General features: G+C 66.0%; 25 protein-coding genes. 12 read left to right on the top strand and 13 right to left on the bottom strand.

Translation table 11 applies throughout. From position 1 onward, the window contains the following. Nucleotides 1–5: 5 nt before the first annotated feature. On the top strand, nucleotides 6–1,196 hold the full coding sequence (gene tuf, locus ACTDXD_RS02305; RefSeq protein WP_440125608.1) for an elongation factor Tu: 1,191 nt from the start codon (nucleotides 6–8) through the stop codon (nucleotides 1,194–1,196). Nucleotides 1,197–1,303: 107 nt separating this feature from the next. Here tuf and ACTDXD_RS02300 read toward each other — a convergent pair whose 3' ends face one another. Genes ACTDXD_RS02300 through ACTDXD_RS02280 form a run of 5 tightly spaced genes read right to left on the bottom strand, consistent with a single transcriptional unit; the run spans nucleotide 1,304 to nucleotide 3,911 of the window. Beyond that, nucleotides 1,304–1,867, bottom strand: coding sequence for a hypothetical protein (locus ACTDXD_RS02300; RefSeq protein WP_440125607.1), 564 nt, complete (start codon nucleotides 1,865–1,867; stop codon nucleotides 1,304–1,306). Further along, the gene (locus tag ACTDXD_RS02295) at nucleotides 1,864–2,901 is read right to left on the bottom strand and encodes a DUF6286 domain-containing Asp23/Gls24 family envelope stress response protein (protein ID WP_440125606.1); all 1,038 of its coding nucleotides are present in this window, start codon (nucleotides 2,899–2,901) and stop codon (nucleotides 1,864–1,866) included. Before ACTDXD_RS02295 ends, ACTDXD_RS02300 begins: the two co-directional genes overlap by 4 nt. Beyond that, on the bottom strand, nucleotides 2,894–3,088 hold the full coding sequence (locus ACTDXD_RS02290; protein ID WP_054714775.1) for a hypothetical protein: 195 nt from the start codon (nucleotides 3,086–3,088) through the stop codon (nucleotides 2,894–2,896). The genes ACTDXD_RS02295 and ACTDXD_RS02290 overlap by 8 nt, the downstream gene beginning before the upstream one ends. Further along, nucleotides 3,085–3,414 carry a hypothetical protein gene (locus ACTDXD_RS02285; protein ID WP_440125605.1) on the bottom strand — a complete coding sequence of 110 codons (330 nt, stop codon included), beginning with the start codon at nucleotides 3,412–3,414 and terminating at the stop codon, nucleotides 3,085–3,087. The genes ACTDXD_RS02290 and ACTDXD_RS02285 overlap by 4 nt, the downstream gene beginning before the upstream one ends. A 35-nt stretch (nucleotides 3,415–3,449) precedes the next feature. Further along, on the bottom strand, nucleotides 3,450–3,911 hold the full coding sequence (locus ACTDXD_RS02280; RefSeq protein WP_440125604.1) for an Asp23/Gls24 family envelope stress response protein: 462 nt from the start codon (nucleotides 3,909–3,911) through the stop codon (nucleotides 3,450–3,452). 207 nt (nucleotides 3,912–4,118) lie between these two features. Between ACTDXD_RS02280 and ACTDXD_RS02275 the strand changes: the two genes are divergently transcribed. Then, nucleotides 4,119–5,300: an NAD(P)/FAD-dependent oxidoreductase gene (locus tag ACTDXD_RS02275; protein ID WP_440125603.1), complete on the top strand. Its 1,182-nt coding sequence runs from the start codon at nucleotides 4,119–4,121 to the stop codon at nucleotides 5,298–5,300. Between the two features lie 32 nt (nucleotides 5,301–5,332). Further along, nucleotides 5,333–6,109, top strand: coding sequence for a glutamate racemase (locus ACTDXD_RS02270; RefSeq protein ID WP_440125602.1), 777 nt, complete (start codon nucleotides 5,333–5,335; stop codon nucleotides 6,107–6,109). Nucleotides 6,110–6,160: 51 nt separating this feature from the next. On the opposite strand, the gene ACTDXD_RS02265 is transcribed toward ACTDXD_RS02270, so the two are convergent. Further along, a complete protein-coding gene (locus ACTDXD_RS02265) occupies nucleotides 6,161–6,793 on the bottom strand; it encodes a TetR/AcrR family transcriptional regulator (RefSeq protein ID WP_440125601.1) in 633 nt (210 codons plus the stop codon). A gap of 104 nt (nucleotides 6,794–6,897) precedes the next feature. Further along, nucleotides 6,898–7,260: an SPW repeat domain-containing protein gene (locus ACTDXD_RS02260; RefSeq protein ID WP_440125600.1), complete on the bottom strand. Its 363-nt coding sequence runs from the start codon at nucleotides 7,258–7,260 to the stop codon at nucleotides 6,898–6,900. A gap of 266 nt (nucleotides 7,261–7,526) precedes the next feature. Here ACTDXD_RS02260 and ACTDXD_RS02255 point away from each other — a divergent pair, with 266 nt between their 5' ends. Next, a complete protein-coding gene (locus ACTDXD_RS02255) occupies nucleotides 7,527–8,768 on the top strand; it encodes an MFS transporter (protein ID WP_440125599.1) in 1,242 nt (413 codons plus the stop codon). A 24-nt stretch (nucleotides 8,769–8,792) separates the two neighbouring features. Here ACTDXD_RS02255 and ACTDXD_RS02250 read toward each other — a convergent pair whose 3' ends face one another. Further along, nucleotides 8,793–9,848: a 2Fe-2S iron-sulfur cluster-binding protein gene (locus ACTDXD_RS02250; RefSeq protein ID WP_440125598.1), complete on the bottom strand. Its 1,056-nt coding sequence runs from the start codon at nucleotides 9,846–9,848 to the stop codon at nucleotides 8,793–8,795. A 305-nt stretch (nucleotides 9,849–10,153) separates the two neighbouring features. On the opposite strand from ACTDXD_RS02250, the gene mdo reads away from it, so the two are divergent. The 3 genes from mdo (at nucleotide 10,154) to madC (ending at nucleotide 14,122) form a co-directional block, all read left to right on the top strand. Then, a complete protein-coding gene (gene mdo / locus ACTDXD_RS02245; RefSeq protein ID WP_440125597.1) occupies nucleotides 10,154–11,425 on the top strand; it encodes an NDMA-dependent methanol dehydrogenase in 1,272 nt (423 codons plus the stop codon). A gap of 107 nt (nucleotides 11,426–11,532) precedes the next feature. Beyond that, nucleotides 11,533–12,591, top strand: coding sequence for a MadB family AAA-type ATPase (locus ACTDXD_RS02240; protein WP_440125596.1), 1,059 nt, complete (start codon nucleotides 11,533–11,535; stop codon nucleotides 12,589–12,591). A 7-nt stretch (nucleotides 12,592–12,598) separates the two neighbouring features. After that, entirely contained in the window at nucleotides 12,599–14,122 is a 1,524-nt protein-coding gene (gene madC, locus ACTDXD_RS02235) for a MadC family VWA domain-containing protein (protein WP_440125595.1), read from the top strand. A gap of 25 nt (nucleotides 14,123–14,147) precedes the next feature. On the opposite strand, the gene ACTDXD_RS02230 is transcribed toward madC, so the two are convergent. After that, complete coding sequence (locus tag ACTDXD_RS02230; RefSeq protein ID WP_440125594.1) at nucleotides 14,148–14,630, bottom strand: SRPBCC family protein; 483 nt, start codon at nucleotides 14,628–14,630, stop codon at nucleotides 14,148–14,150. Between the two features lie 37 nt (nucleotides 14,631–14,667). Next, a complete protein-coding gene (locus ACTDXD_RS02225) occupies nucleotides 14,668–15,015 on the bottom strand; it encodes an ArsR/SmtB family transcription factor (protein ID WP_440125593.1) in 348 nt (115 codons plus the stop codon). Nucleotides 15,016–15,168: 153 nt separating this feature from the next. On the opposite strand from ACTDXD_RS02225, the gene ggt reads away from it, so the two are divergent. The 4 genes from ggt to ACTDXD_RS02205 all read left to right on the top strand — a co-directional run bounded on the left by ggt (nucleotide 15,169) and on the right by ACTDXD_RS02205 (nucleotide 20,571). Continuing rightward, nucleotides 15,169–17,148, top strand: a complete 1,980-nt coding sequence (gene ggt / locus ACTDXD_RS02220) for a gamma-glutamyltransferase (protein ID WP_440125592.1) — start codon at nucleotides 15,169–15,171, stop codon at nucleotides 17,146–17,148. Between the two features lie 212 nt (nucleotides 17,149–17,360). Continuing rightward, nucleotides 17,361–18,527 carry an iron-containing alcohol dehydrogenase gene (locus tag ACTDXD_RS02215; protein ID WP_440127500.1) on the top strand — a complete coding sequence of 389 codons (1,167 nt, stop codon included), beginning with the start codon at nucleotides 17,361–17,363 and terminating at the stop codon, nucleotides 18,525–18,527. Further along, on the top strand, nucleotides 18,524–19,900 hold the full coding sequence (locus ACTDXD_RS02210) for a MadS family sensor histidine kinase (RefSeq protein WP_440125591.1): 1,377 nt from the start codon (nucleotides 18,524–18,526) through the stop codon (nucleotides 19,898–19,900). The genes ACTDXD_RS02215 and ACTDXD_RS02210 overlap by 4 nt, the downstream gene beginning before the upstream one ends. Further along, complete coding sequence (locus ACTDXD_RS02205; protein ID WP_440125590.1) at nucleotides 19,897–20,571, top strand: MadR family response regulator transcription factor; 675 nt, start codon at nucleotides 19,897–19,899, stop codon at nucleotides 20,569–20,571. The genes ACTDXD_RS02210 and ACTDXD_RS02205 overlap by 4 nt, the downstream gene beginning before the upstream one ends. A 5-nt stretch (nucleotides 20,572–20,576) precedes the next feature. On the opposite strand, the gene ACTDXD_RS02200 is transcribed toward ACTDXD_RS02205, so the two are convergent. Continuing rightward, entirely contained in the window at nucleotides 20,577–20,918 is a 342-nt protein-coding gene (locus ACTDXD_RS02200; protein ID WP_440125589.1) for a winged helix-turn-helix transcriptional regulator, read from the bottom strand. Between the two features lie 86 nt (nucleotides 20,919–21,004). On the opposite strand from ACTDXD_RS02200, the gene ACTDXD_RS02195 reads away from it, so the two are divergent. Continuing rightward, nucleotides 21,005–21,823, top strand: a complete 819-nt coding sequence (locus ACTDXD_RS02195) for an NAD(P)H-dependent oxidoreductase (RefSeq protein WP_440125588.1) — start codon at nucleotides 21,005–21,007, stop codon at nucleotides 21,821–21,823. Here the strand turns inward: ACTDXD_RS02195 and mftM are convergent. Together mftM and mftR are read right to left on the bottom strand one after the other, a co-directional pair. Then, entirely contained in the window at nucleotides 21,772–22,581 is an 810-nt protein-coding gene (gene mftM / locus ACTDXD_RS02190; protein WP_440125587.1) for a mycofactocin oligosaccharide methyltransferase MftM, read from the bottom strand. The genes ACTDXD_RS02195 and mftM overlap by 52 nt on opposite strands. Then, nucleotides 22,578–23,222 carry a mycofactocin system transcriptional regulator gene (mftR, locus tag ACTDXD_RS02185; RefSeq protein ID WP_440125586.1) on the bottom strand — a complete coding sequence of 215 codons (645 nt, stop codon included), beginning with the start codon at nucleotides 23,220–23,222 and terminating at the stop codon, nucleotides 22,578–22,580. The genes mftM and mftR overlap by 4 nt, the downstream gene beginning before the upstream one ends. Nucleotides 23,223–23,332: the final 110 nt, after the last annotated feature.

The raw sequence follows: 23,332 nt of genomic DNA, 5'->3' as shown, positions 1-23,332 counted from the left end.
TTCCAGTGGCGAAGGCGAAGTTCGAGCGGACCAAGCCGCACGTGAACATCGGCACCATCGGTCACGTCGACCATGGCAAGACGACGACCACGGCTGCGATCACCAAGGTGCTGGCCGATAAGTACCCGGATCTCAACGAGAGCTTCGCGTTCGACCAGATCGACAAGGCTCCCGAGGAGAAGGCTCGTGGTATCACGATCAACATCTCCCACGTCGAGTACCAGACCGACAAGCGCCACTACGCGCACGTCGATGCTCCGGGTCACGCGGACTACATCAAGAACATGATCACCGGTGCTGCTCAGATGGACGGCGCGATTCTCGTTGTCGCCGCCACTGACGGCCCGATGCCGCAGACGCGCGAGCACGTGCTGCTCGCTCGCCAGGTCGGCGTGCCCTACATCCTCGTCGCCCTGAACAAGGCCGACATGGTCGACGACGAGGAAATCCTCGAGCTCGTCGAGATGGAGGTGCGCGAGCTCCTCGCTTCGCAGGAGTTCGACGAGGACGCTCCGGTTGTCCCGATCTCGGCTCTCAAGGCTCTCGAGGGTGACGAGAAGTGGGTCAAGTCGGTCGAGGACCTCATGCAGGCCGTCGACGACTCCATCCCGGATCCGGTCCGTGAGACCGACAAGCCGTTCCTCATGCCCGTCGAGGACGTCTTCACCATCACGGGTCGCGGCACGGTCGTCACCGGCCGTATCGAGCGCGGTGTGGTCAACGTGAACGAAGAGGTCGAGATCGTCGGCATCAAGGAAACGTCGACCAAGACCACGGTCACCGGCATCGAGATGTTCCGCAAGCTGCTCGACCAGGGCCAGGCAGGCGACAACGTCGGTCTGCTCGTCCGTGGCATCAAGCGTGAGGACGTCGAGCGCGGTCAGGTCGTCATCAAGCCCGGCACCACCACTCCCCACCGGGAGTTCGAGGGCCAGGCCTACATCCTCAACAAGGAAGAGGGCGGCCGTCACACGCCGTTCTTCAACAACTACCGTCCGCAGTTCTACTTCCGTACCACGGACGTGACGGGCGTTGTGACCCTTCCCGAGGGCACCGAGATGGTCATGCCCGGTGACAACACCGAGATGTCCGTCAAGCTGATCCAGCCGGTCGCCATGGACGAGGGCCTCCGTTTCGCGATCCGCGAGGGTGGCCGTACCGTCGGCGCCGGTCGCGTCACGAAGATCATCGCGTGAGTTAGTACTCACTGACGCTCGAGCGGCGTCCACCCTCCGGGGTGGGCGCCGTTCGGCGTTTCTGTGAAGAAGTGTCGTGCCGCGAGCAGGTCAGGGTGAAGGATCGTTCAGCGGACCTCACCCGCTGGGTCCAGATGCAGCAGTATCTGGGTCGCGACACGGGCACCACCGACTGCGGCGGCGGCCCGACGCGCCGCATCCTCTGCGCAGGCCGTGAACTCGGAGACATCGATGCCGGATTCGGCCTGGACGGTCACCGACAGTGTCGGCAGGTGCCGTTCCACGACCGCACGGCTACGCACCGACCGGACACCGGGAAATGTTTCGAGCTCTCGGGCCACCCCTGTTGCGACCGGACCGAGGTCGACGCCGAGTGTCGCATCGGTCACCTCGTCGTACAGCTCCACGGTCGAGGTCCGGCGCCTCGACAGGTTCACGACGAGCAGCACGATCCCGATCGCGCAGCCCGCGGCCAGGACGGTCCACAATGCCGGTGTCCACCACGGCTGATCGGGAAGGTCCATGATGAGCGGCCGGTCGAGATCGGCGAGTCGCTCGCGTGCGAACGGCACCCGCCACACCCAGGCCAGTGCAAATGCGCCTGCGCTGAGGAAGGCACATCCGACCACGAAGGCGAAGAACCGGTTGACGAGCACGGTGCGGAGTTTCACGGCAGTGTTCCCGTTTCGGTGGTGGCGGCAGGCGCTTCGTGGCGCGAGACCTTCAGAACCAGCGGAATCGGGTCTGCCAGCAGTGCCAGCCGCGGTTCCACTTCCGCGCGGATGGTGGCGCTGAGATCGTCGATCGCGCTGTCCGGCGCCGCGACGACGCGGATCAGCGCGCGCCTGCGGTCGACGACGGTCCGCGCGTGGAGTACACCGGGCAAGGCTGATGCGCGCGCGCTGCACATTCGGGCGATGTCGGTCCGTCGCATCCAGACGGTCGGAACGGTGCCGGACTGCGTCAGCGGTAGGTGGGTGCGCCTGCGCGGCTTCAGTGCCACCGCGATCGCGGCGACCCCGAGCAGAACGAGCACTACTGCAACGGGTGCGATCCACGGATGCCAGTGCAGCCGTCCGAACCATTCGAACGAGTTGCGGATCCATGGCGCGCCGTCGTAGGTGCCGCGGACGATGAACAACTCCCGTGCGGCGACGAACGCGAGACCGAGCGCGCCGATTGCGATGAGCGCCGCGGCGGGTGCGGCCGCGGGTGTGGCGAGCGGTGGCAGCGGCGGTGTCACGGGAATGTCGGAGCGCGGTCCGGTATGTCCGGCGACGATGTCGGATTCCAGATACTCGACGGGCACTGACTGCTCGACCGGCTCGTCTTCGACTGCGCGCGCGGTCGACACGATCAACACGTTGAGCTCGTGCACCACGAGTCCGGTGTACTCGTGCAGGTGCCATGCGACGGCGTCGTGCACACGCCGTGTGAGCGCAGCGGCATCGTAGGGCCATTCCGCCGCGATGTAGAGATTGACCGCCACGGCACTGCCCGCGGTGATCACCTCGGCGCGGGGCAGTTCGCGACCGGTGAGCAGGCTCATGCTGCTGCTCTGCCGGACGACGTGGGGTACCTGAAGCGCGGCGGCAGCGGCGATCCGCTCGATAGCACGGTCCTTGACGGTGAGGCTTCCGCGTGCCCCCGCGAGATCGGAGGATTCTGAGTCGGAGCGTGCGGCCGAAGGAGCAGGGTCAGCCACGGCCACGGCTTCGCAACAGCGCACCCAGGTCGAGGATGCCGTCGCGGTGCGCGCCGATGGCGGCGCCGAGTGCACCCAGCAGTACCGCGAAAAGGAGCCCGCTGAATCCGCCCAGAATTCCTGCCAGGGCGAGTAGTAGGCCTGCGATGAGTCCGACAACGGTGTTGGTCGTAGGGTTGTGGTTCACGATGTCACCTGATTTTCTGCGGAGATCTGGTCGGCGAGGGGCCGTCGGATGTCCTGGAACACCACGCGGACCGGCTCGTCGACGAGGGGTTCGACGTATCGCCGCACTGCTTCGCCTAGCGCGGGAAGGTCGGCGGGGTAGAGAGCAGTCACGTGGACCTCGCACACGTCCGGGCCCAGCCGGATGCCGGAGACGCGCCTGCCGGGCAGGTACGTGGCGATCTCACCGAATTCACCACCGTGCAGAGCGGCTATTCCGGCGATGCTCAGCACCGTGTTCGCGACGTCGTCGACGAGATCGGCCTCGTTGCGGTCGGCAGCACGCATGGAGGCGTCACCGTTCGTAGTCCGGCCGTTCACGGTCACTGCACGCGAGGCTTCTGCTCCGCCCCGGCCTCCACCGCCTCGTCCGGGAGGACGACGTCGAACACAGTGATATTGACTTCGGTGACTTCGAGCCCGGTCATGCGCTCGACTGCCACGATCACGTTGTGGCGGATGGCGACGGCCAGTTCGTGGAGCGCAACGCCGTATTCGGCGACGATACCGATGTCGATCGCGGCCTGTTTCTCGCCGACTTCGACGGCAACGCCCTGACCGTGGTTGATCCGAGCTCCCGGAATCCGGTCGCGTAGGGCGCCGACGACGCGTGCGGTGCCTGCGCCGACGTCGAACACCCCGCTGATCTCGCGTGTTGCGATTCCGGCGATTTTTGCGACGACGGCGTCCGCGATGATCGTCCGTCCCTGGGTGTCGACGGGGCCGTGAGACGAACCGGCTCCGAATTGCACGCGGCTGAGTCCTGCGCCGCTGTCGCTCGTCATGAAAACTCCCTCGTGGCTGTGTCGTGTGGGGCTGTGCCGGTCGCGTATGGAGATCTTCGTTGTGCTTTCGACTCTAAGTATCCGCCAGGCGGGGGGAGATGTGCCGCGCAGAGCAGATCGGCGCTCTGTTCACCGCCACTTGTATTTGGTATGAAGACCCGAAGCAATCACGTGGCATACGTCACGACTTCAGGAGGATGGACTCAGGTGGCAGTTGATCGGATCGTCGTTGTCGGAGCGGGACTCGCCGGTGTGCGAACCGCGGAGGAATTGCGCCGCGCAGGGTTCGAGGGCGAACTGGTGCTCGTGGGCGACGAGACGCACCTACCGTACGACCGCCCTCCGCTGTCGAAGGACGTCCTCCGCGGTGACCGCGACGACACCACGCTGCGCCCCCAGGAGTTCTTCGAGGAGCAGAGGATCGATCTGCGGCTCGCCAGCCCGGCCGCGTCGGTGGACACGGCTGCGCAGACTGTCACGCTCGCCGACGGAACCGAGTTGGGCTACGACGAACTGGTGATCGCGACGGGCCTTCGTCCGCGGCGGATCCCGGGTCTGAAGGAACTCGCGGGCGTGCACGTACTGCGATCGATGGACGACAGTCGCGCGCTGCGTGAAGACGTGGTGCCGGGAGCACGTGCTCTTGTCGTCGGTGCCGGGTTCATCGGGTGCGAGGTTGCAGCGAGCCTGCGTGCGAAAGGCGTCGAGGTCGTGCTCGTCGAGCCTCAGGAGACTCCGCTGGCGTCCGTTCTCGGTACCGAGGTCGGTTCGTTGGTCTCGCGACTTCATACCGAAGAAGGGGTCGATGTGCGGGCCGGAGTCGGTCTGGCCGAACTCCGCGGCGACGAGCGCGTCACCTCCGCCGTGCTCGGCGACGGCTCCGAAGTCGCTGTCGACCTGGTTGTGCTCGGTATCGGATCGATCCCTGTCACCGCGTGGCTCGACGGTTCGGGCATCGAGCTCGACAACGGTGTCGTGTGCGACGAGGTGGGTCGCGCGTCGGCTCCCCACGTCTGGGCGGTCGGCGACGTCGCATCCTGGCAGCTTCCTGACGGGGGTCGTAAGCGCATCGAACACTGGACCAACGCGGGTGAGCAGGCCACCGTGCTCGTGAAGGCTCTGGTCTCGGGCGATGTGGGAGTTGCCTCGGCGGTGCCCTACTTCTGGAGCGACCAGTACGAGATCAAGATCCAGGGGCTCGGTGCGGTACGTGGCGACGACACCGTGCACGTGGTGCGCGACGACGGCCGCAAGTTCCTGGCCTTCTACGAACGTGATGGCCGGCTCGTCGGTGTCGTCGGCGGTGGCATGCCGGCTCAGGTCATGAAGAACCGGATGAAGATCGCGGCGGGCGCACCCATCGAGGAGTTGCTCGCCACCATGGCGTGAGCCCGGTAGCCCGGACCCGTTAGATTCGTAGGGTGATGGTTGCTCTTATCGACTCGGGTTTCGGGCTGCTTCCGACGTCCGCGTGGTTGCGGCGCCTGCGCCCCGACCTCGACCTGATGTTGTCGATGGATCCCGCAGGCGCACCATGGGGTCCGAAGCCGTCCGATTGGGTCATCGAGCGTGTAGTCACAACAGCCCGGCGGGCAGTGGAGCGGGGAGCCGAGGTTGTGGTGCTGCCGTGCAACACCGCGTCCGTCACCGCCCTCGAGCACGTGCGCGCCGACCTCGGCGCGGATGTGCCCGTCGTGGGCACTGTTCCCGCCATCAAGCCGGCGGCCGCCGCGTGCGGGTCGGTTGCGATCTGGGCGACCGCGGCGACCACTGCGAGTCGGTACCAGGCTGATCTGATCGCACAGTTCGCAAACGGCAGCGACGTCGTCGGAGTCGCGTGCCACGGTCTCGCCGATGCGATCGATCGTGGCGACCGCGACGGCGCGTCTGCCGCGATTGCTTCGGCCGTCGAGCGCACGCCCGACGATGTCCAGGGAGTCGTTCTCGGGTGCACGCACTATCCGCTTGTCGCGGACACGATCGTCGCGCAGTTGCCCGCGGGGGTGCGCTTGTTCGACAGCGCCGAGGCCGTCGCGCAGCAGACACTGCGCAGAATGGACGCGCTCGGCCGTGATTCGCCGGGATCGGGGCGCATCGAGGTGTTTCTCAGCGGCGAGCGTGGCACCCTTCCGGCAGGTGCCGGCGCATTCGCCGCCGGACGCGAGTTGTTCGGGACGGCTCCGAACCCGATCGGCTGAGTCCGGCCCGATCGGCTGAGTCCGGGGCCCCGCGTGGCGGCAGAGCTGTCGTCACCCCCGGATCCGGGCCAGCATCCCCGGCAGCGGCGTCATCCGGGACATCCCTGCCGCGATCAAGCGTGCAATGTTCTGTAGTTCTTCGTGGGCACGAGGCAGGCCGTCGCGACCGAACAGTCGGTCGGTCGTGGCTGCGGAGAGCATCGCCGAGACCCATGCGGTCGCTGCAGTGCGCAGGGCGTTCACCGACACCGGTACCGGTGAACTCGCCTGGAGGACGCGCATCGTGGTGTCATGAAGGTGTGTGCGAAGGCGCTGTACGTGAGTGCGCACGTCGGTGTGTGTTTCGGCCTCCCGCCAGATGATCACGCGGAGTACCGAGGACTCGTTCCGTTCGAGGTTCAGGGCAGTATCCAGGTTGACCAGGCTCGATGCCGGATCTCCCGGTGCAACGAGTGCGATGACGTCGGAAATCGGTTCGGTGGGGAGCCGTTCGGCGATCAGTGCGTCGAGGATCGCCTCCTTGGTGGGGAAGTAGTAGAAGATCAGACCCTTCGGCACGTGTGCTGCAGTCGCGATGGCGGTGGTCGCGGTCGCATCGAATCCTTGCTCGGCAAACAAGTCCTCGGCGGCGTCGAGGATGCGGTTGCGGGTGGCGGGGTGCGCAGTGGCGCGCCGAGTACTCACCGATCACCTCCGAGAGTTGGAGGGGTCACCGTCCCGATGGCAGCGCCGGACGCTTGCCGGTTTTTCCACCGGGACAGTGATCGGTTTCGGATATGACAGTGGTCTCAGTGATGTGTCGCCAAGCGGCCTCCGTGCATGCGGGTATTCATGGCGGGCAGCGCAGCGACCGCGACGACCACGGTCAGGACACCGACGACCCATGCGGTCCACGACGCTCCGCTGAATGCGGTGTACGACATCACCCACGGCGAGATGAACAGCAGTGCGCCGAAGATGCCCATGGCGTAGTCGATCGCAGCTGTTGCCGGGCTCATGATCTGTGCAATGCCGCACAGGGCGACGAGCACACCGAGGACGATGAGCGACCACATGGCGTTGGAATTGGTGTCCAACCACAGTGGTGAGAGGGCGGCGAAAACGCCCAGAACGACGGCTACGTAGTCCTGCAGCCGGCTGTCGGAGAACATGGTGGCCTCCTTGTGAAATGTGTCTGTGAGGATGTGTCCCTCACTTTCGGTATAGGCCTGATCGACCGGTCGGTCAATGACCGGTCGAGTTGCCAAGTGATAAACCTTTCTGCAGCCCAGCACGGTTGTCGGTGTTGATCGTGACGTAAGCGAAATATTTTTCCGGACGACGATGTTGCACAGGCAGCAGCGCCGTTATGTGCGGCGCTGCTGCTCGTGTTTTGTTTCCTTGTTTCCTTGTCGCCGGTTCGACTGCTGGAGGTTCGATGGCTCCGTCCGCCCCATCCGATGCCGGATCGCGTGTTTTCGGATTCGCGGTCATGGGGGTGGGGGCGTTCACCCTCACTGGATCGTCGTCGGCACCGTCACCTCTGTACCCCGTCTACCAGGAGATGTGGGGATTCTCGGCGGCCGTGCTCACCGTGGTCTTCGCGATCTATGTCGTCTCTCTGCTCGCGACCCTGCTCACCGTAGGGTCGTTGTCGGATCGCATCGGCCGCCGTCCGCTCGTCGGCGCCGCGATGCTGATTCTCGCGATCTCGATGGTCGTGTTCATTCTCGCTGACAGTGCGGGATGGCTGATCGTGGCGCGCATCATCCAGGGATTGGCGGTGGGTACAGCCACGGGCGCCGTCGCCGCGGGGATGATCGACTTGCAACCCAACCCTCGGATCGGCCCGCTGATCAACAGCATCGCACCGTCGCTCGGGCTCGGGCTCGGTGCGGCGGGCGCCGGTCTGCTGGTTCAGTTCGCGCCGTTCCCGACGGTGCTGAGCTATGCGCTCGTCGCGGCCCTCGCGATCGCGATCGTGATCGCGCTCCCGTTCGTGCCGGAGCATTCGCAGCCCGAAGGATTCTCCTCTCGGAGGGAAGCGCTGCGTGCCCTGAAGCCGAGTGTCGCGCTCCCGCAGGGAGTGCGTGCACAGTTCTTCTTGGTTCTGCCGTGCTTGATGTCGGCGTGGGCGCTCGGCGGCCTGTACATGTCCTTGGGGACGTCGATCGTCGATGCGGTGTTCGGTATCGATGACCGGCTCGTTGCCGGGCTCGCCGTCGCGACCCTGTTCACAGCGGGCTCGGTCGCGGCAGTGGTCATGCGACGATTCGCCGAACTCCGCGTGGTCGTGACGGGCGTGGTCCTGCTTACGGCCGGTGTCGTCGTGGTTGCGGCTGCCCTGCTGTCGGGCATGGTGGTGCTGTACTTCGTGGGCACCGCGGTTGCCGGGTTCGGCTGGGGGTCCACGTTCCTGGGTGCCATGGGAATCGTGAGTGGCCTGGGTCGCCCCAACCAGCGGGCACAGATCTTCGCGACCATGTTCGTGGTCTGCTATCTCGCGTTCTCGGTTCCCGCCATCGCTGCCGGCGTGGCCACGGGCACTTTCGGGCTCACCGCCACCGCGGTCGGTTACAGCGCGATCGTCGCGACCCTCGCACTCGCATCCGGGATCGCGCTGGTGCTGCGGCAGCCGAAGCGTGCGCCGGTGCGCCTCGAGGAGGTCACGCCGGCGTAGGAGCCGCAGACACCTCGAGGATGATCAGAATTCGATCTTGAGGGTGTCGGTGACGGGGCGCGCTTGGCAGCCCAGGATGTATCCGGCCTCGATGTCTTCGGGATCGAGCACATCGCAGTGTTCCATCTCGACCTTGCCCTCGAGCACGGTGCACGCACACGATCCGCACTCGCCCTCCTGGCAGGAGTACGGCACGTCGATGCCCTTGGCCAGCATGATGTCGACGAGCGTCTGCTTGCGAGGCCACGACAGGGTGTGGACTTCTCCGTCGAGTTCGACCTCGACGGTCGCTGCGTCGGCGGCCTCGTCGTCGCTGATCTCGACGGGCTCGTGGTCGGCGAACGGATCTCCGGCGAGCGAGTTGAACACCTCGGCGTGCACGCTGGTGCGCGGCATTCCGGCATCGTGTAGCGCCCGGTGCACCGCGTCCATGAACGGGCCGGGTCCGCACATGAATGCTTCGCGGTCGGCGAACGGCGCTGCGACGGTGGCGAGCTGTGTCGCCGTGGGCAGGCCCTGCACCGACTCGAGCCAGTGCAGGACGGTGAGCCGGTCGGCGTGCTTCTCACCGAGTGCGCGCAGTTCTTCGGCGAAGATGACGGATTTCTCGTCGCGGTTGGCGTACACGAGTGTGACCTTGCCCGAGCCCTGCGTCAGCGCGGACTTGAGGATCGAGATGACCGGGGTGATGCCACTGCCTGCTGCGAAGAGCAGAAAGTCGTGGTCGAAGGACTTCGGCGTGAAAACCCCGGACGGAGGAAGGACCTCGACCTCGTCGCCCGCCGAGATGCTGTCACACAGCCAGTTGGAGCCGTACCCGTCGACGGTGCGCTTGACCGTTACCTTGGGGGCATCGTCGGTGAACGGCGAGCTCGCCAGGGAGTAGCACCGAGCGACCGATCCCGTTCGGTCGCTCGGGATGCGCAGCGTGAGGAACTGGCCGGGCTTGTAGGCGAACTTCTCGCGCAGTTCTTCGGGCACGGCGAAGACGATCGAGCGGCTGTCCGGCGTCTCCTCGATGACGGCAGACACGGTGAGAATCACCGATCGTGACCCGTGCGGCACCTCGACTGTCGTCATGGGAATTGTCCTCTCGTGCAAACGTGGGGCGGCAGTGTGCTGCGCACCACAATTCTAGAACGTGTTCTAGTTTGAAGAATACCAGCCGTAGTGTGGCACCGACACGCTACCGGGAGTGGGCCGCGGATGTGCTGCCCACCCGTTCGGTCCCGGCCTGCCTGCCCGATCGGACGGTCCTGCCGCCGCGACCGGACGGTTTCCGTGTGCGGACCTTCTCCGGGTGAACTCCCTGGTCGATTGTTGTTCGTGCATGAGGCGTACATCACACCCGCCGATCATCCCGCCGATAATCGAGGAGAACCACGATGGCAATCGAGCTCAACCAGATCTGGGACTTTCCCATCAAGGAGTTCCACCCCTTCCCGCGCGCTCTCATGGGCGTCGGGGCGCACGACATCATCGGTGTCGAAGCCAAGAATCTCGGGTTCAAGCGCACCCTTCTGATGACCACCGGCCTGCGCGGTTCCGGGATCATCGAAGAACTCGTAGGCAAGATCGAGTACCAGGGTGTCGAGGTCGTCCTCTACGACAAGGTCGAGTCCAACCCCAAGGACTACAACGTCATGGAAGCAGCGGCGCTCTACCAGAAGGAAAAGTGCGACTCGATCATCTCGGTCGGCGGCGGGTCGAGCCACGACGCCGCGAAGGGCGCCCGCGTCGTCATCGCCCACGACGGCCGAAACATCAACGAGTTCGAGGGTTTCGCGAAATCGACCAACAAGGAGAACCCGCCCCACATCGCGGTGTCCACCACGGCCGGTACCGGCTCGGAGACCTCCTGGGCCTACGTCATCACCGACACCTCCGACATGGATCACCCGCACAAATGGGTCGGCTTCGACGAGGCGACGATCGTCACCCTGGCCATCGACGATCCGCTGCTCTACTACACCTGCCCGCAACACTTCACGGCGTACTGCGGATTCGACGTCCTCGCTCACGGTTCCGAGCCCTACGTCTCGCGCCTGGACTTCGCGCCGTCGCTCGGTAACGCTCTGTACTCGATCGAACTCGTCGCGAAGAACCTGCGGGAGGCGGTGTACGAGCCCCGCAACCTCAAGGCGCGCGAGGGAATGATGAATGCCCAGTACATCGCTGCGCAGGCGTTCAACTCCGGTGGTCTCGGGATCGTGCACTCCATCTCGCACGCGACGTCGGCGTTCTTCGACAGCCACCACGGGCTCAACAACGCGATCGCGCTTCCGCGGGTGTGGGAGTACAACCTGCCATCGCGGTACGAGAACTACGCACGCATTGCGACGGCGATGGGCGTCGATACCCGCAACATGACGACTGTGCAGGCTGCCGACGCCGCAGTCGAGGCCGCGATCCGGCTGGCGCAGGACGTCGGGATTCCCGACAACTTCGGACAGGTCCGCACCGACTCGTACGACAAGAACCGGATGAACACCGGCAAGTACGCCGGTCGCGGCGAGACGATCCCGGGCGACGAGAAGACCGTACGGGCGATCTCGGAGCACATCCAGGGTGACTGGTGCACCCCGGGCAACCCCCGTGAGGTCACGGTCGAGTCGATGATCCCCGTCGTCGATCACTGCATCAATCGGTCCTACTGACCCGACAAGACCCCGCGCCCGGGGGCGGCTTGCCCCCTGCCCGCTCCCGGGCGCGATCCCACTCACTGCCCGCTCCCGGGCCCGAGCCCGCACGCACCGGAGGACCCATGACGACCTTCTCCAACGGCGCCGAACTGCAGGACGCGCTGCGCCGGCACGACTACATCGCCGACAACGAATTCGCGACCGTCGTTCACCTCGCCACCGCACTCGAACGACCGCTGCTGCTCGAAGGTCCGGCCGGGGTGGGCAAGACGGAGCTCGCCAAGGCGCTCGCCGCCGTCGGCGGTCGCAGGCTGGTCCGGCTCCAGTGCTACGAGGGACTCGACGACAGCCGCGCGCTGTACGAGTGGGACTACGCCAAACAGTTGTTGCATGTACAGATGCTGCGCGACCGGATCGGTGAACTTCTCGGCCAGCACCCCGACATTGCCGACGCGTCCCGATTTCTCGCCCAACAGGACTTCGGTCTTTATTCGGAGGCGTTCCTCTCGGTCCGCCCGCTGCTCGATGCCGTGCTGTCACCGGAGCCGGTGGTGCTCCTCGTCGACGAGGTGGACCGGACCGAGGAGTCCATGGAGGCGTTGCTGCTCGAGGTTCTCGCCGAACGTCAGGTCACGATTCCCGAAGTCGGCACATTCACCGCCCGTTCGATGCCGTGGGTGATCCTCACCTCCAACGACACCCGGGAGCTGTCCCCGGCTCTCAAACGCCGCTGTCTGCACTATCACGTGGGATACCCGACCCTCGAGCGCGAACGGGAGATCGTGACCGCCCGCGCACCCGAGGTGTCCTCGGGTACCGCGGGGCAGGTCGTCGAACTGGCGCGCACACTGCGCGATCTGCCACTGCGAAAGAGCCCGTCCATCTCTGAGGTGATCGATGCGGCTCGTGCCGCGTCGGTGATGGAAAGTGGTGTACCCGATTCGAATCCGGTAGTCGATATGCGCGACGTACTGTTGTCGACGTTGCTCAAATACACCGGCGACGTGGACCTCGTCAAGAATCGCCTCGATGGTACGACGCCGGTACCGGCACCCGCTGCCGCGACGGTGCCGGCGGAACGTGTGACCGTGGCGTCGAATCCTGCCAACACCACCACTGCGGTCTTCCGGGGTCGTGGTGGAGGCGGTCGCGACGCGGCCGCCAGCGGTGCGCGGCGGTGACCGCGTCATGTATGTGAGTGCTCCCGAGCGCCGGCGCGCCCGGCACCCGCTGGACGTGGTGTCCGCGGTGTTCGGTCTGCTGCTGCGTAAGCACGGTGTCGCGGCTTCACCCGCCGAAACCATCGAAGTGCGGAGGGTGTTCGGCCTTGTGGGGGCCCGTGATCGCGTGGCGCTGCGGTCGTGCCTGCGCGCGGTGTGCGCGAAATACCCGCATGAACGTGCCGGTTTCGAGCGTGCTTTCGACGAGTTGTTCGGTGCGGTGGACGCTGCCACGGCCGACTCTCACGACCCGCTACGTGCCCAGTTCGCCGACTCCCTTCCCACCGCCCTCGAGATCGACGACGATCCGAGCATCGCCCGTTACGCCGAATACAACGAGCGTGCTGCAGAAGTCGGCGACCACTTCGACACTCCCGAGGCCGAGAAGGGCTTCAATCCGCACAAGGACGACGACGATGTGTCGATGACGTCGTCCGATGCCGAGCTGTCGGTCGACACCGGTGCGGACTCGGGCCGGCGCGGCGTGACCTACACGGTCGACGTCGAGCGTGCCGGTTCGACGACGGTCGGCGAACTGTCCGCGGATCCTGGTGCCGCGGTCGTCGGGTCGTTGTCGTGGGACGACCCGACATCCATCCTCGCGTGGCTCGATGCATACGATCCGCACCGAATGTACGGCGGTGACGTCCTCGACGGGCCACTCAGCGAGGCGCAACTGAGCCGTCTCGTCGACGCAGTCGAGGCGTTCGTGGCATCGCTGGCCGGGGTGAGCCCGTCCGGCACCGAGGAAGTCGAAGCTCCGGAGTCCCGTGACGCGGCGGGTGTCGATCGTGCCGAGATCGAGCTCGCGTGCCACGAGGTACTGCGGCGGATGCGCGGTCCCGCGCGACCACGCCCCCGTGAACTGACCCGCGGCCGGCTCGACATGCGCCGTACCGCGCGCGCCGGGATGCGCACCGACGGAGTGCCGTTCCACCTCGTGGTCCGTGCGCCGCGTCCCGATCGCGTGCGATTGCTCGTGCTCGCCGACGTGTCGCTGTCGGTCCGCCCGATCACCGCGTTCACGTTGCGTCTTGCACAGGCGATCCATGGTCGCGCGCATCGTTGCCGGGTGGTCGCGTTCGTGGATCGCCCGGTGGACGTGACGCAGCGGCTGCTCGCTGCTGATGGAGACGGCGCGCTCGCGGCGGTGCTCGCGCATCCCGGCGTGGATCTCGAGGCCAGCAGCGACTACGGCAGGGTGTTCGACGAGCTGCTGGTCGAGCACGCCGGATCGATCGACAACCGGACCTCGGTTCTGGTTGTGGGGGACGGGCGGTGCAACGGGTTGCCTGCGCGGGTCGATCGGCTCGAAGAACTCCGGCGGCGGGTTCACCGCCTGGCATGGATCACGCCCGAACCGAAGCGGTACTGGGCACAGGCGACATGCGCGATGCCCGACTACGCGGACGTGTGCGATCACGTGGTCGTTGCGCGTGACGGCGAACAATTGCTTTCGCACGCAGCGGAACTCGGCCACGCGCTTCGGTGATCGGTGCGTGGCCGAGCTCGGCTGTTCACGGCGCCGACACGCGTGCCAGAACTTCGTCGAGCTGGTCGTAGCCCTGGCTCATGCCGGTCTCCATCCCGGACGATGCCATTCCGTCGCGAGCTTCCATGCTCGGGTACACGGCGTGGCCGCTGAGCCTGCAGCGCCCGCCGCCGAGATCGGTGAAAGTGAGGAACTCGATGCTCACCACATCGGCGAAGCCGTCGAATTCGAATGTCTGAACGGCGAATTCGTTCTCGCGCACGGTGTGGAACACTCCCGTGAACGTGTACGAACCATCGTTGTCGGTGTGGGTGTACCGGTAACTGCCGCCGGTGTGGAAATCGTAGTGGTCGATCGTCATCTCCATGCCGCGTGGGCCCAGCCACTGCGCAATCAGGTCGGGGTCTTTGTGGGCGCGGAACACGTCGGCGACAGGAAAGTCGAATTCGCGCGCGTAGTCGATGAAGGGGACACCGTCGGGGACGGTGACGTTCAGGGCGTTGCTCATGACGAACCTTTCCGAGGGAGGTTCCTCTGGGGAACCCTTATGGTTTCGGGTCGGCCGATTCCCCGGCCAGCACGGCATCGAGATCGCGGAACTGCTGTTCCTTGACCAACCGGTAGCGGTCGATCCAGGCCGTCAGCATCTCCAGCCGCGCGGGATTCAGATGGACGGGACGGCGCTGGGCGTCGCGTGTGCGCGTGACGAGTCCGGCGTGTTCCAGAACCTGAATGTGCTTCGAGATCGCCTGTTTGGTGATCGCGAACGGTTCCGCGAGTTCGTTGACGGTGGCGGGCCCGCGGCTGAGCCGGGCGACGATGCGGCGGCGGACCGGGTCGGCCAGGGCAGTGAATGCCAGGTCGAGTTGGTCGTCGTTCGCGTCGTCGTGCACGGTCGAGCCTCCATTTTTAGCAACCTTCAGGTTTATCAACCATCTGGTTGAATAAAGAATGCGCTCGTATGTGCCGTCTGTCAAGGGCACTCGGAGAAACTCGATGTCGTGCGAATGCCGACGGTGCCGCGCTCGCCCGGCTACCGTCGGAGGATGATCTCGGGGGAGCGAATTCGGTCGGGAATCAGGGTCGCTGCTGTAGCGGCGGTGTCGCTCGCGCTCGTCGGCGCGTGCGCGTCGGGATCCGAGGGCGGGGACAGCGACGACACGCAGAGTGCTGCCGCGACCTGTACTGCGGGGCCCAACGGAACGCCGCTCATGGGCGCACCCCCGTCGCCGGAGACAGGTGACCGCGATATCTCGACCAATCCCGAGATTGCCACCGGCTATCGCACGGGCATGACCGCGGTGACCGCCGATTCGTATGCGGTGTCGACTGCGAACCCGGTCTCGACCGAAGCGGCCTGCGAAGTCCTCCGCGACGGTGGCACTGCGGCCGATGCGCTGGTGGCCGCGCAGATGGTGCTCGGACTGGTCGAGCCCCAGTCGTCCGGCATCGGTGGTGGCGCGTTCCTCGTGTACTACGACGCCGAATCCGGAGAGGTCGAGGCCTACGACGGCCGCGAGACGGCCCCGATGTCCGCGACCGAGAACTACCTACGCTGGATAAGCGACACCGACCGCACGGAACCGAAGCCCGACGCGCGCGCCAGCGGGCGGTCTATCGGAGTGCCGGGCGTGTTGCGCATGCTCGAAATGGTGCACGCCGAACACGGCTCGACGGGCTGGTCCGACCTGTTCGACCCCGCAATCGAACTCGCCGACCAGGGAATCGTGATCAGCGATCGCATGGCCGATTCGATCGCCGACTCCGCGGCGCAACTTGCGGTCGACGACGATGCCCGCGCGTATTTCCTGCTCCCGGACGGGAGCCCCAAACCGGCGGGGGAGACGCTCACGAACCCGGCCATGGCCAAGACCCTCGGCGCGATCGCCACGGGTGGCGCCGACGCCTTCTACACGGGTGACATCGCGCAGGCCATCGTCGACGCGACGGCAACGGACTCGGGTGGGCGCACGCCCGGAACGATGACCCTCGACGATCTCGCCGGATACGAGGCGAAGGTGCGCACGCCCCTGTGCACCCCGTACCGCGACTACGAGATCTGTGGGATGCCGAATCCGTCGTCCGGCGGTGTGACGGTGGCCGCAACACTCGGCATCCTCGAGAACTTCGACCTCGCCGGGTTGCCGCCCGGCACCGTGGATTCCGACGGTGGCGTGCCGGACGCCGATGCCGTCCATCTGGTCTCGGAGGCCGAGCGACTCGCCTACGCGGATCGCGACAAGTACGTCGCCGATTCCGATTTCGTTCCGCTGCCCGGAGGTTCGCTCGACACCCTCGTGAACCCGGACTACCTCGCAGAACGTGCGGGCCTGATCGATCCGGGAAAGAGCATGGGCGAAGCGCAACCGGGTGATTTCGGTCCCGTGCCGCTCGGCGTTCCCGATCAGACGCCGGAACACGGCACCAGCCACATCTCGGTTGCCGACAGCTACGGCAACGTCGCATCCATGACGACGACGATCGAGTCGGCGTTCGGGTCGTTCCACATGACCGACGGATTCCTTTTGAACAATCAGCTCACCGACTTCTCCGCCGAGCCTGTCGACGACGACGGCATGCCCGTTGCCAACCGCGTCGAACCCGGTAAGCGTCCGCGCAGTTCGATGGCCCCAACCCTCGTATTCGACCGCACCCCCGACGGTGGACGCGGCGATCTGCAGATGGTCGTCGGATCACCCGGTGGCTCGGTGATCATCCAGTTCGTGGTCAAGACCCTCGTCAACTCGCTCGATTGGGGACTCGACCCGCAGCAGGCCGTCTCTGCGGTGTCGTTCGGAGCTGCGAACACACCGGTCACCGGAGTCGGTGGAGAACACCCCGCGATCGACGCCTCGGACGACGGCGCACACGACCCCCTCGTGCAACAACTCCGCGACATGGGGCACGAGGTGTCGGTCGCGCCGCAATCCAGCGGGCTCAGTGCGCTCCAGCGCGACGGCGACGGCTGGATCGGTGGCGCCGATCCGCGCCGTGAAGGTGCCGTCATGGGAGACACCGGTCAGTGACCACGACCTGCACCGACGAGACCTGACGCAACCGGACCTACCCGTTCGGGTAGGTTCAGCGCCCGTCCGCAGGCCCGGTGCGTGCCTGTCCGCAGCGTCCTAGGCTTGGGATGCCCACGTAAGCTGGATCACAGCAATTTCGTCCGGATCGTCAGGAGTGAGCCGTGGCCGTCGTCGTGCCGGAACCCGGGTATGCAGGGGTGGGCCACCACATCGGCGAAGGGAGCCGCCCCGGCGTCGTGAAGTTCCACGCCCCCGAGATCGTGTTCGGGGAGGGGTCGCTGGTCGAGGCGGCGCACGCGACGGCGCGCCTCGGCGGGGTTCGGCCGATGCTTGTCACCGACCCGGGCCTGACAGCAGCAGGCTGGGTCGACGAGTTGCGCCGCCACCTCCTCGACCGGGGCCTGAGTCCTACCATCTGGTCGGACCTGACTCCGAACCCCAAGGACTACGAGGTCGCGGCCGGACACGAGGTGTACCGAGAGGCCGGCTGCGATGTACTCGTCGCGCTCGGCGGCGGCTCGGTGATCGATGCCGCGAAGAGTATCGCGATCCTCGCCGCCAACGGCGGCAGCATCCTCGACTACGAGGGAGTCGACCGTGCGAGCCTGCCGATTCCACCGATGGTGATGGTGCCGTCGACGTCCGGTACCGGTGCCGACGTGTCCCAGTTCTGTGTGGTCACCGACACCGCACGCGGCAGCAAGATCACCATCATCGGGCGGTCCCTGGTGCCCGATCTCACGGTGATCGACCCGCGACTGCTCACCACCATGCCCGACGATCTCAACGCGGCAACCGGCCTCGACGCGCTGACGCACGGCGTCGAGGCATTCGTTTCCCTCGCACACAATCCCCTCACCGACCATCACGCGCTGCGGGCGATCGACATGGTCACCGGCACACTCGTCCGGACGATCGACGACCCACTCCACATGGCGGCGCGCGCGGCGATGGCACAGGCGAGTCTGGAGGCCGGGCTGGCCTTCACCAACGCGATTCTGGGTGCCACGCATGCGATGAGCCATCAGGTAGGTGGTCTCCTCGATCAGCCCCACGGCGTCATCAACGGGGTGTTGCTCCCGCATGTCATCCGATTCAACGGCGCGTCCGATCCCGATCCGTACGTCACCATCGCCGCGACGCTCGGACTCGACGAAGCACGTGGACCCGCCGCCGACGCAGTCGAAGCGGTGGCCGCGCGGATCGACGACCTCTCCCGCCGGGTAGGTGTGCCACGAGGGCTGAAGCAGCTCGGAGTCACCGAGGGCGACCTCCCGCGGCTCGCCGAGGGGGCACTCCGCGACGCCTGCATGTCCACCAATCCGCGTACCGCAACCCACGAGCAGATGATCGAACTGTTCCGGACGGCACTGTGAGCGCGCCGGATCTCTCGGCGCTCACCGGCCTCAGGTCGGGAAAGCCGACGTTCTATCCTCAATATCGCGGTGCGGCAGAACGTCTCGAACGGGTTGTGTATGCGCTCGAATTGATCTCCCGAGCCCTGGTCCGCACCGTCGAGGGCCCCGAGACACTGATCTGCGCAGTTGCGGAGGCCGCTCGCGCACATCTGAGCGCCCGCTGGGTGGCGTTCGCGCTCACCGACGGCACCCTGCCCGACGCAGGTCCGCGCCGACTCGTGCTCGGGCCCGACGCCACCCCGTTCCTGGTCGACAACGTCGAAGGGCCACCGTTACCCGACGAGGTGGTCTCCGTCCTCGAGGACATCCGCCGCGGATCGATCGAGCAGGACACCGAGGTCGCGCCGCACCGTGCGTTCGTGCCGATCGTCCTCGACGGGGGTGTGGCCGGAGCGATCGCGGCGTGGACACCCGAGCATCGCGTCCTCGACACCACGGATCGTGCGGTGCTGTCGATTCTGGCGAGCCAGACCGCGGTCGCGCTCCAGAACTCGGCGCTGTATCAGCGGGGACAGTTGCTGCTCCACCGCGCCGAACTGGCATACCAGGAGGCCAATCGTTCGGCGGCCGACCTGCAAGCACGCAATGAAGAACTCGAGGCGACGCTGCGCGAGCTGGCACTGACCCAACGCAGGCTCGGCGCCGCTCACCGGCATCAAGCGCTCGACGAGGAACGCCACCGTATCGCACGTGAACTCCACGACAGTGTCACCCAGGCCGTGCTGTCCGCCGGAATGCAAATAGAAGTGTGTCGCAGCGACATTCCCACCGAAGAGCGCAGCGAGCGTCTCGATCTGGCCAAGGAGCTGACCCGCCGCGCCGTCGAACAACTCCGATCCGCCATCTACGCCCTCAACCGCACCTCCGACGCCGATCGCTCGTCGCTCCCCGAGATGCTCGAGCAACTCCGGGTGGCGCACACGCCCGCCGAACTAGACATCGCGGTGCGGGTGGGCGGCACACCCGTCGAACTGTCCGGCGACGCCGAACACTCCCTTCTCCGGATCGCGGGTGAGGCCCTGTTCAATGCCGCCGTGCACGCGAACGCGACCCGGGCGATCCTGCGCCTGACCTACAGCCCCGACTCGGTGCTGTTGTCCGTAGCAGACGACGGTGACGGCGATCCCGCGCGCATGCGGCTGATGTTGAAGCTGGCGGCGGGCAACGATCTCGACGGCCGTCATCGCGGGCTGGCCAACATGAAGGCCCGCGCACACGAACTCGGCGGCGCCCTCGAGGTGCGCCGAGCCAGGATCGGCGGGGTTCGCGTCGCCGTCCGGATTCCGGTTCGGCGCCCGGCCGACCCGGCCACCACGGGAGAGACACCATGACCGCGACCCGACAACAACCGCAGCGGGCGCCCTCCGGCACGATCCGGATCGCGCTGGTCGACGATCACGCGATCCTGCGACAAGGATTGCGGTCGATCCTCGATCGGGAACCCGACCTCGAAGTGGTGGGGGAGGCGTCCACAGATGTGGAGGCGGTCGCGCTGGTCGACCGGATGCGTCCGGACATCGTCCTGCTCGACCTGAAACTGTCGGCCGGGTCCGACTTCGAAGGTCTGGCCCTGTGCGGGCAGTTGTCCGCGTCCCACCCCGGCACCGGTTTGCTCGTCCTCACTACCTTCCTCGACGAGCAGATCGTCGTCCGTGCGGTGCATGCAGGTGCCCGCGGCTACGTCGTCAAGGATGTCGACACCACCGAACTCGTTCGTGCCATTCGCGCGGTGTCGCGTGGGGAGAGCGCATTCGATTCGCGCAGTGCAGCGGCGGTCGTGCGGTCCCTCAACGGTCAGGGCGTCTCGGTCGAACAACTGACCGGACGGGAACTCGAGGTGCTGCAACTGCTCGCGGGTGGCCTGTCGAACGCGAAGATCGGTGAGCAGCTGTATATCTCGGCGACCACCGTGAAATTCCATGTCAGCAACATCATGCGCAAGCTCGGAGTGAGCCGGCGTGCGGAGGCGGTGTATGCGGCGAGCAAGCAGGGCCTGATCTGACCTCGTCAGGGCGAGGGCAACTGCTCCTCGAAGTTCTTGCCCCACTCGTCGAGCCAGGCGACTGCGATGTCGAGTGTCCGCCCGAGATCGGTCAATGTGTATTCGACCCGCGGCGGCACCTCGGCGAAGACGGTACGGGTGACGATGCCGTCGGTTTCGAGGTCGCGGAGCTGCCGGGTGAGGACCCGTGGACTGACAGGTCCGACGAGTCGTCCGAGTTCCCCGAATCGACGCGGTCCGTCGAGCAGGTACTTGACGATCGTCAGCTTCCACGACCCGCCGAGGACCGCGACCGCCACTTCGACCGGACACACTCGCAGCGCCGTTGCCACCGCTTTCCTGTGCATCGGACCTCCAATACTTACGTTTCTGTCACTATCGGACACAAATGTGCGTACTTCACATCAGGGCTGCAGGCTCACAGTATGGGAGTATGACGTCGAACGAAAGCGTGCTGTGGGTGCACGCGCATCCCGATCCAACCTCGTTGAATCACGCGCTGTTCCGGTCCGGTACGGATCGACTGCGTTGCGTCGGCCATGATGTGTCGATTTCGGATCTCTATGCGCAGAACTGGAATCCGGTGCTCTCCGGCGCAGATTTCGTCGATCCGGTGGACGACACCTTGTCGGCGCAGCAGAAGCATGCCACCGTAACCGGAGGGCTCGCTGCCGACATTCGTCGCGAACAGGATGCGGTGCGGGCGGCACGGTACATCGTCGTGCAGTTCCCGCTGTGGTGGTACGGCATGCCCGCGATACTCAAAGGCTGGTTCGACCGCGTGTTCACCAATGGGTTCGCATTCGGAGTGCACGACGAGCACGGACATGTCGTCAAGTACGGGGACGGCGGCCTCGCGGGCAAGACGCTCCTCGTCGTGGTGACCGCGGGTGACCGGGAGTCTGCGCTGGGTCCGAGAGGAATCAGCGGTTCCATCGATCACGTGCTGTGGCCGCTGCTCCACGGCACCGGCTTCTACACCGGAATGCGGGTGCTGCGACCGCATCTGATCGCGAGTGCGAACTTCATCGACGCGCAGGGTTTCGACGTGGAGGAGCGCCGGTTGCATGCTCGGCTAAACCGCCTCGGCACCGAACCTGCGATCGAATTCCGGCCGCTACGCTCCGGCGACTACGACGCCGATCACGTGCTGTCGCCGCAGGTCCGTGCCGGTGACGGCGGACTGGACGTTCATGTGCGTCAGTGCACATCGATGACGAGCCAGCCGCCATGGTGCTCGAACGCTTCGTAGGGCCGTCCCGTGCCGAGACCCAGCGCCTCGAGCGCGGTGAGATCGAACGTCCGGACGTGCCCATGGCACGCGGTTGCCTCGTCCTCGAACGGCACGGCAACCACGACGCGTTCACGTGCGACCCGCAGTGCCTCGCGCAGCACGGCGTCGCCTATCTCGCCGTCGACGTGTTCGAGCAGGTGGATGGCGGTGACGGTGTCGTAGCTGTTGTCGGGGACGGGCACGTGCGCGGCGTCGCACACGATCGTGTCGAGTTCGATGCCGAGCTCGGGCGCGACGGCGTCGAGGAGGCGCATGGTGCCGGGCAGGATGTCGGTGGCCGTCACGCGGCTACCTGCGCGAGCAAGGCGGAGCGGGAGGAAACCGAAGCACGACCCGAGGTCGAGGATATGGCCCCGGACGAGCTTTTCGGCCTTGTCGTGGATCGGGGCGAATTCTGCCGTGCCGTCGAGGAGTTCGCTCAGTGAATTGCGGTAGTAGGTGACCCACGCGTCGAGTGCGCCGGGGACCGTGGAGCGGACGAGCCCCACCATGGTCAGTTCGAACTCCTCCTGTCCGAAGGCGGCGTCCTGCACCGAGGCGGTGACTTCGGCGACGAGCCGTTCGCTGAGCTGGTCGGCGGTGAGTGAGTGCGTCACGTGCAACCGGTCGTCGCCACGACGCAGGGTGAGAACGCCGCTCGGAACGTGCTCGACCGTCACGTGGTCATGCGACCAGCGTCCGGGAGGGCACGGGGCGAGGGAATCGAGCACGGTCATGGCAGGCCAACCTCGGTGGAGTGTGGAGCGACGGTGAGATCACTGTAGTCGAGTCCTGCTGTGAGGGGCTGCATTCCGGTGGCGATCAGCTCTCGGAGATTCGCCGTGGGGTTGTCCAGCCACTCTTCGTACGCGGCGAGAGCCACACCCAGAAGCAGGTACCCGTGCGTGCGCGGCATGTGATCGTCCGGAGATGCGCCGGTGCGACGTGCGGTGAACTCGGCTACCACGCGCCGCCACCCTTCGTACATCACCGCCGAGTACCCCTGGAGTGCCGGCGTGCGCAGGATCAGGCTCATTCGTGCGCGATGGCGATCGGTCTCCGAATCCGGGAAGGTGTTGAAGTCGAGTATCGCGGTGGTGAGTGCTTCGGCCAGGGGGACATCGTCGGGGATCGCTGCGAGGAGGTCCCGCATGTGATCGAGATGCGCATCGAAATCGCCCCAGGCCAGAGCGTTCTTGGAAGGGAAGTACCGGAAGAAGGTACGCCGCGCAATGCCTGCTTCCTCAGCGATGTCGTCGACGCTGGTCTCGTCGAAGCCCGCCTTCTGGAACAACTCGATGCCGATCGCGGACAGGCTCTCCTTCGTGGTGGACGGGCGTCGTCCTACCCGAGCGGACGGTTTTCGTCGGCTTCGCATCGTTGTGCCCTCCCTCACGTGACATTCTGCACTCGATGCCATTAGAGTGGTTAACCGGGTCACAGTGCAAGTGTGGTGTGACACCGGGCTCCAGTTCTGGAGTGTGAAGA

Origin of the sequence: Rhodococcus sp. SJ-3 (assembly GCF_051918125.1) — a bacterium.
Classification (GTDB): Bacteria; Actinomycetota; Actinomycetes; order Mycobacteriales; family Mycobacteriaceae; genus Rhodococcus.
The sequence above is the reverse complement of the archived record's forward strand: the minus strand, read 5'-3'. Positions and strand labels throughout refer to the sequence as shown.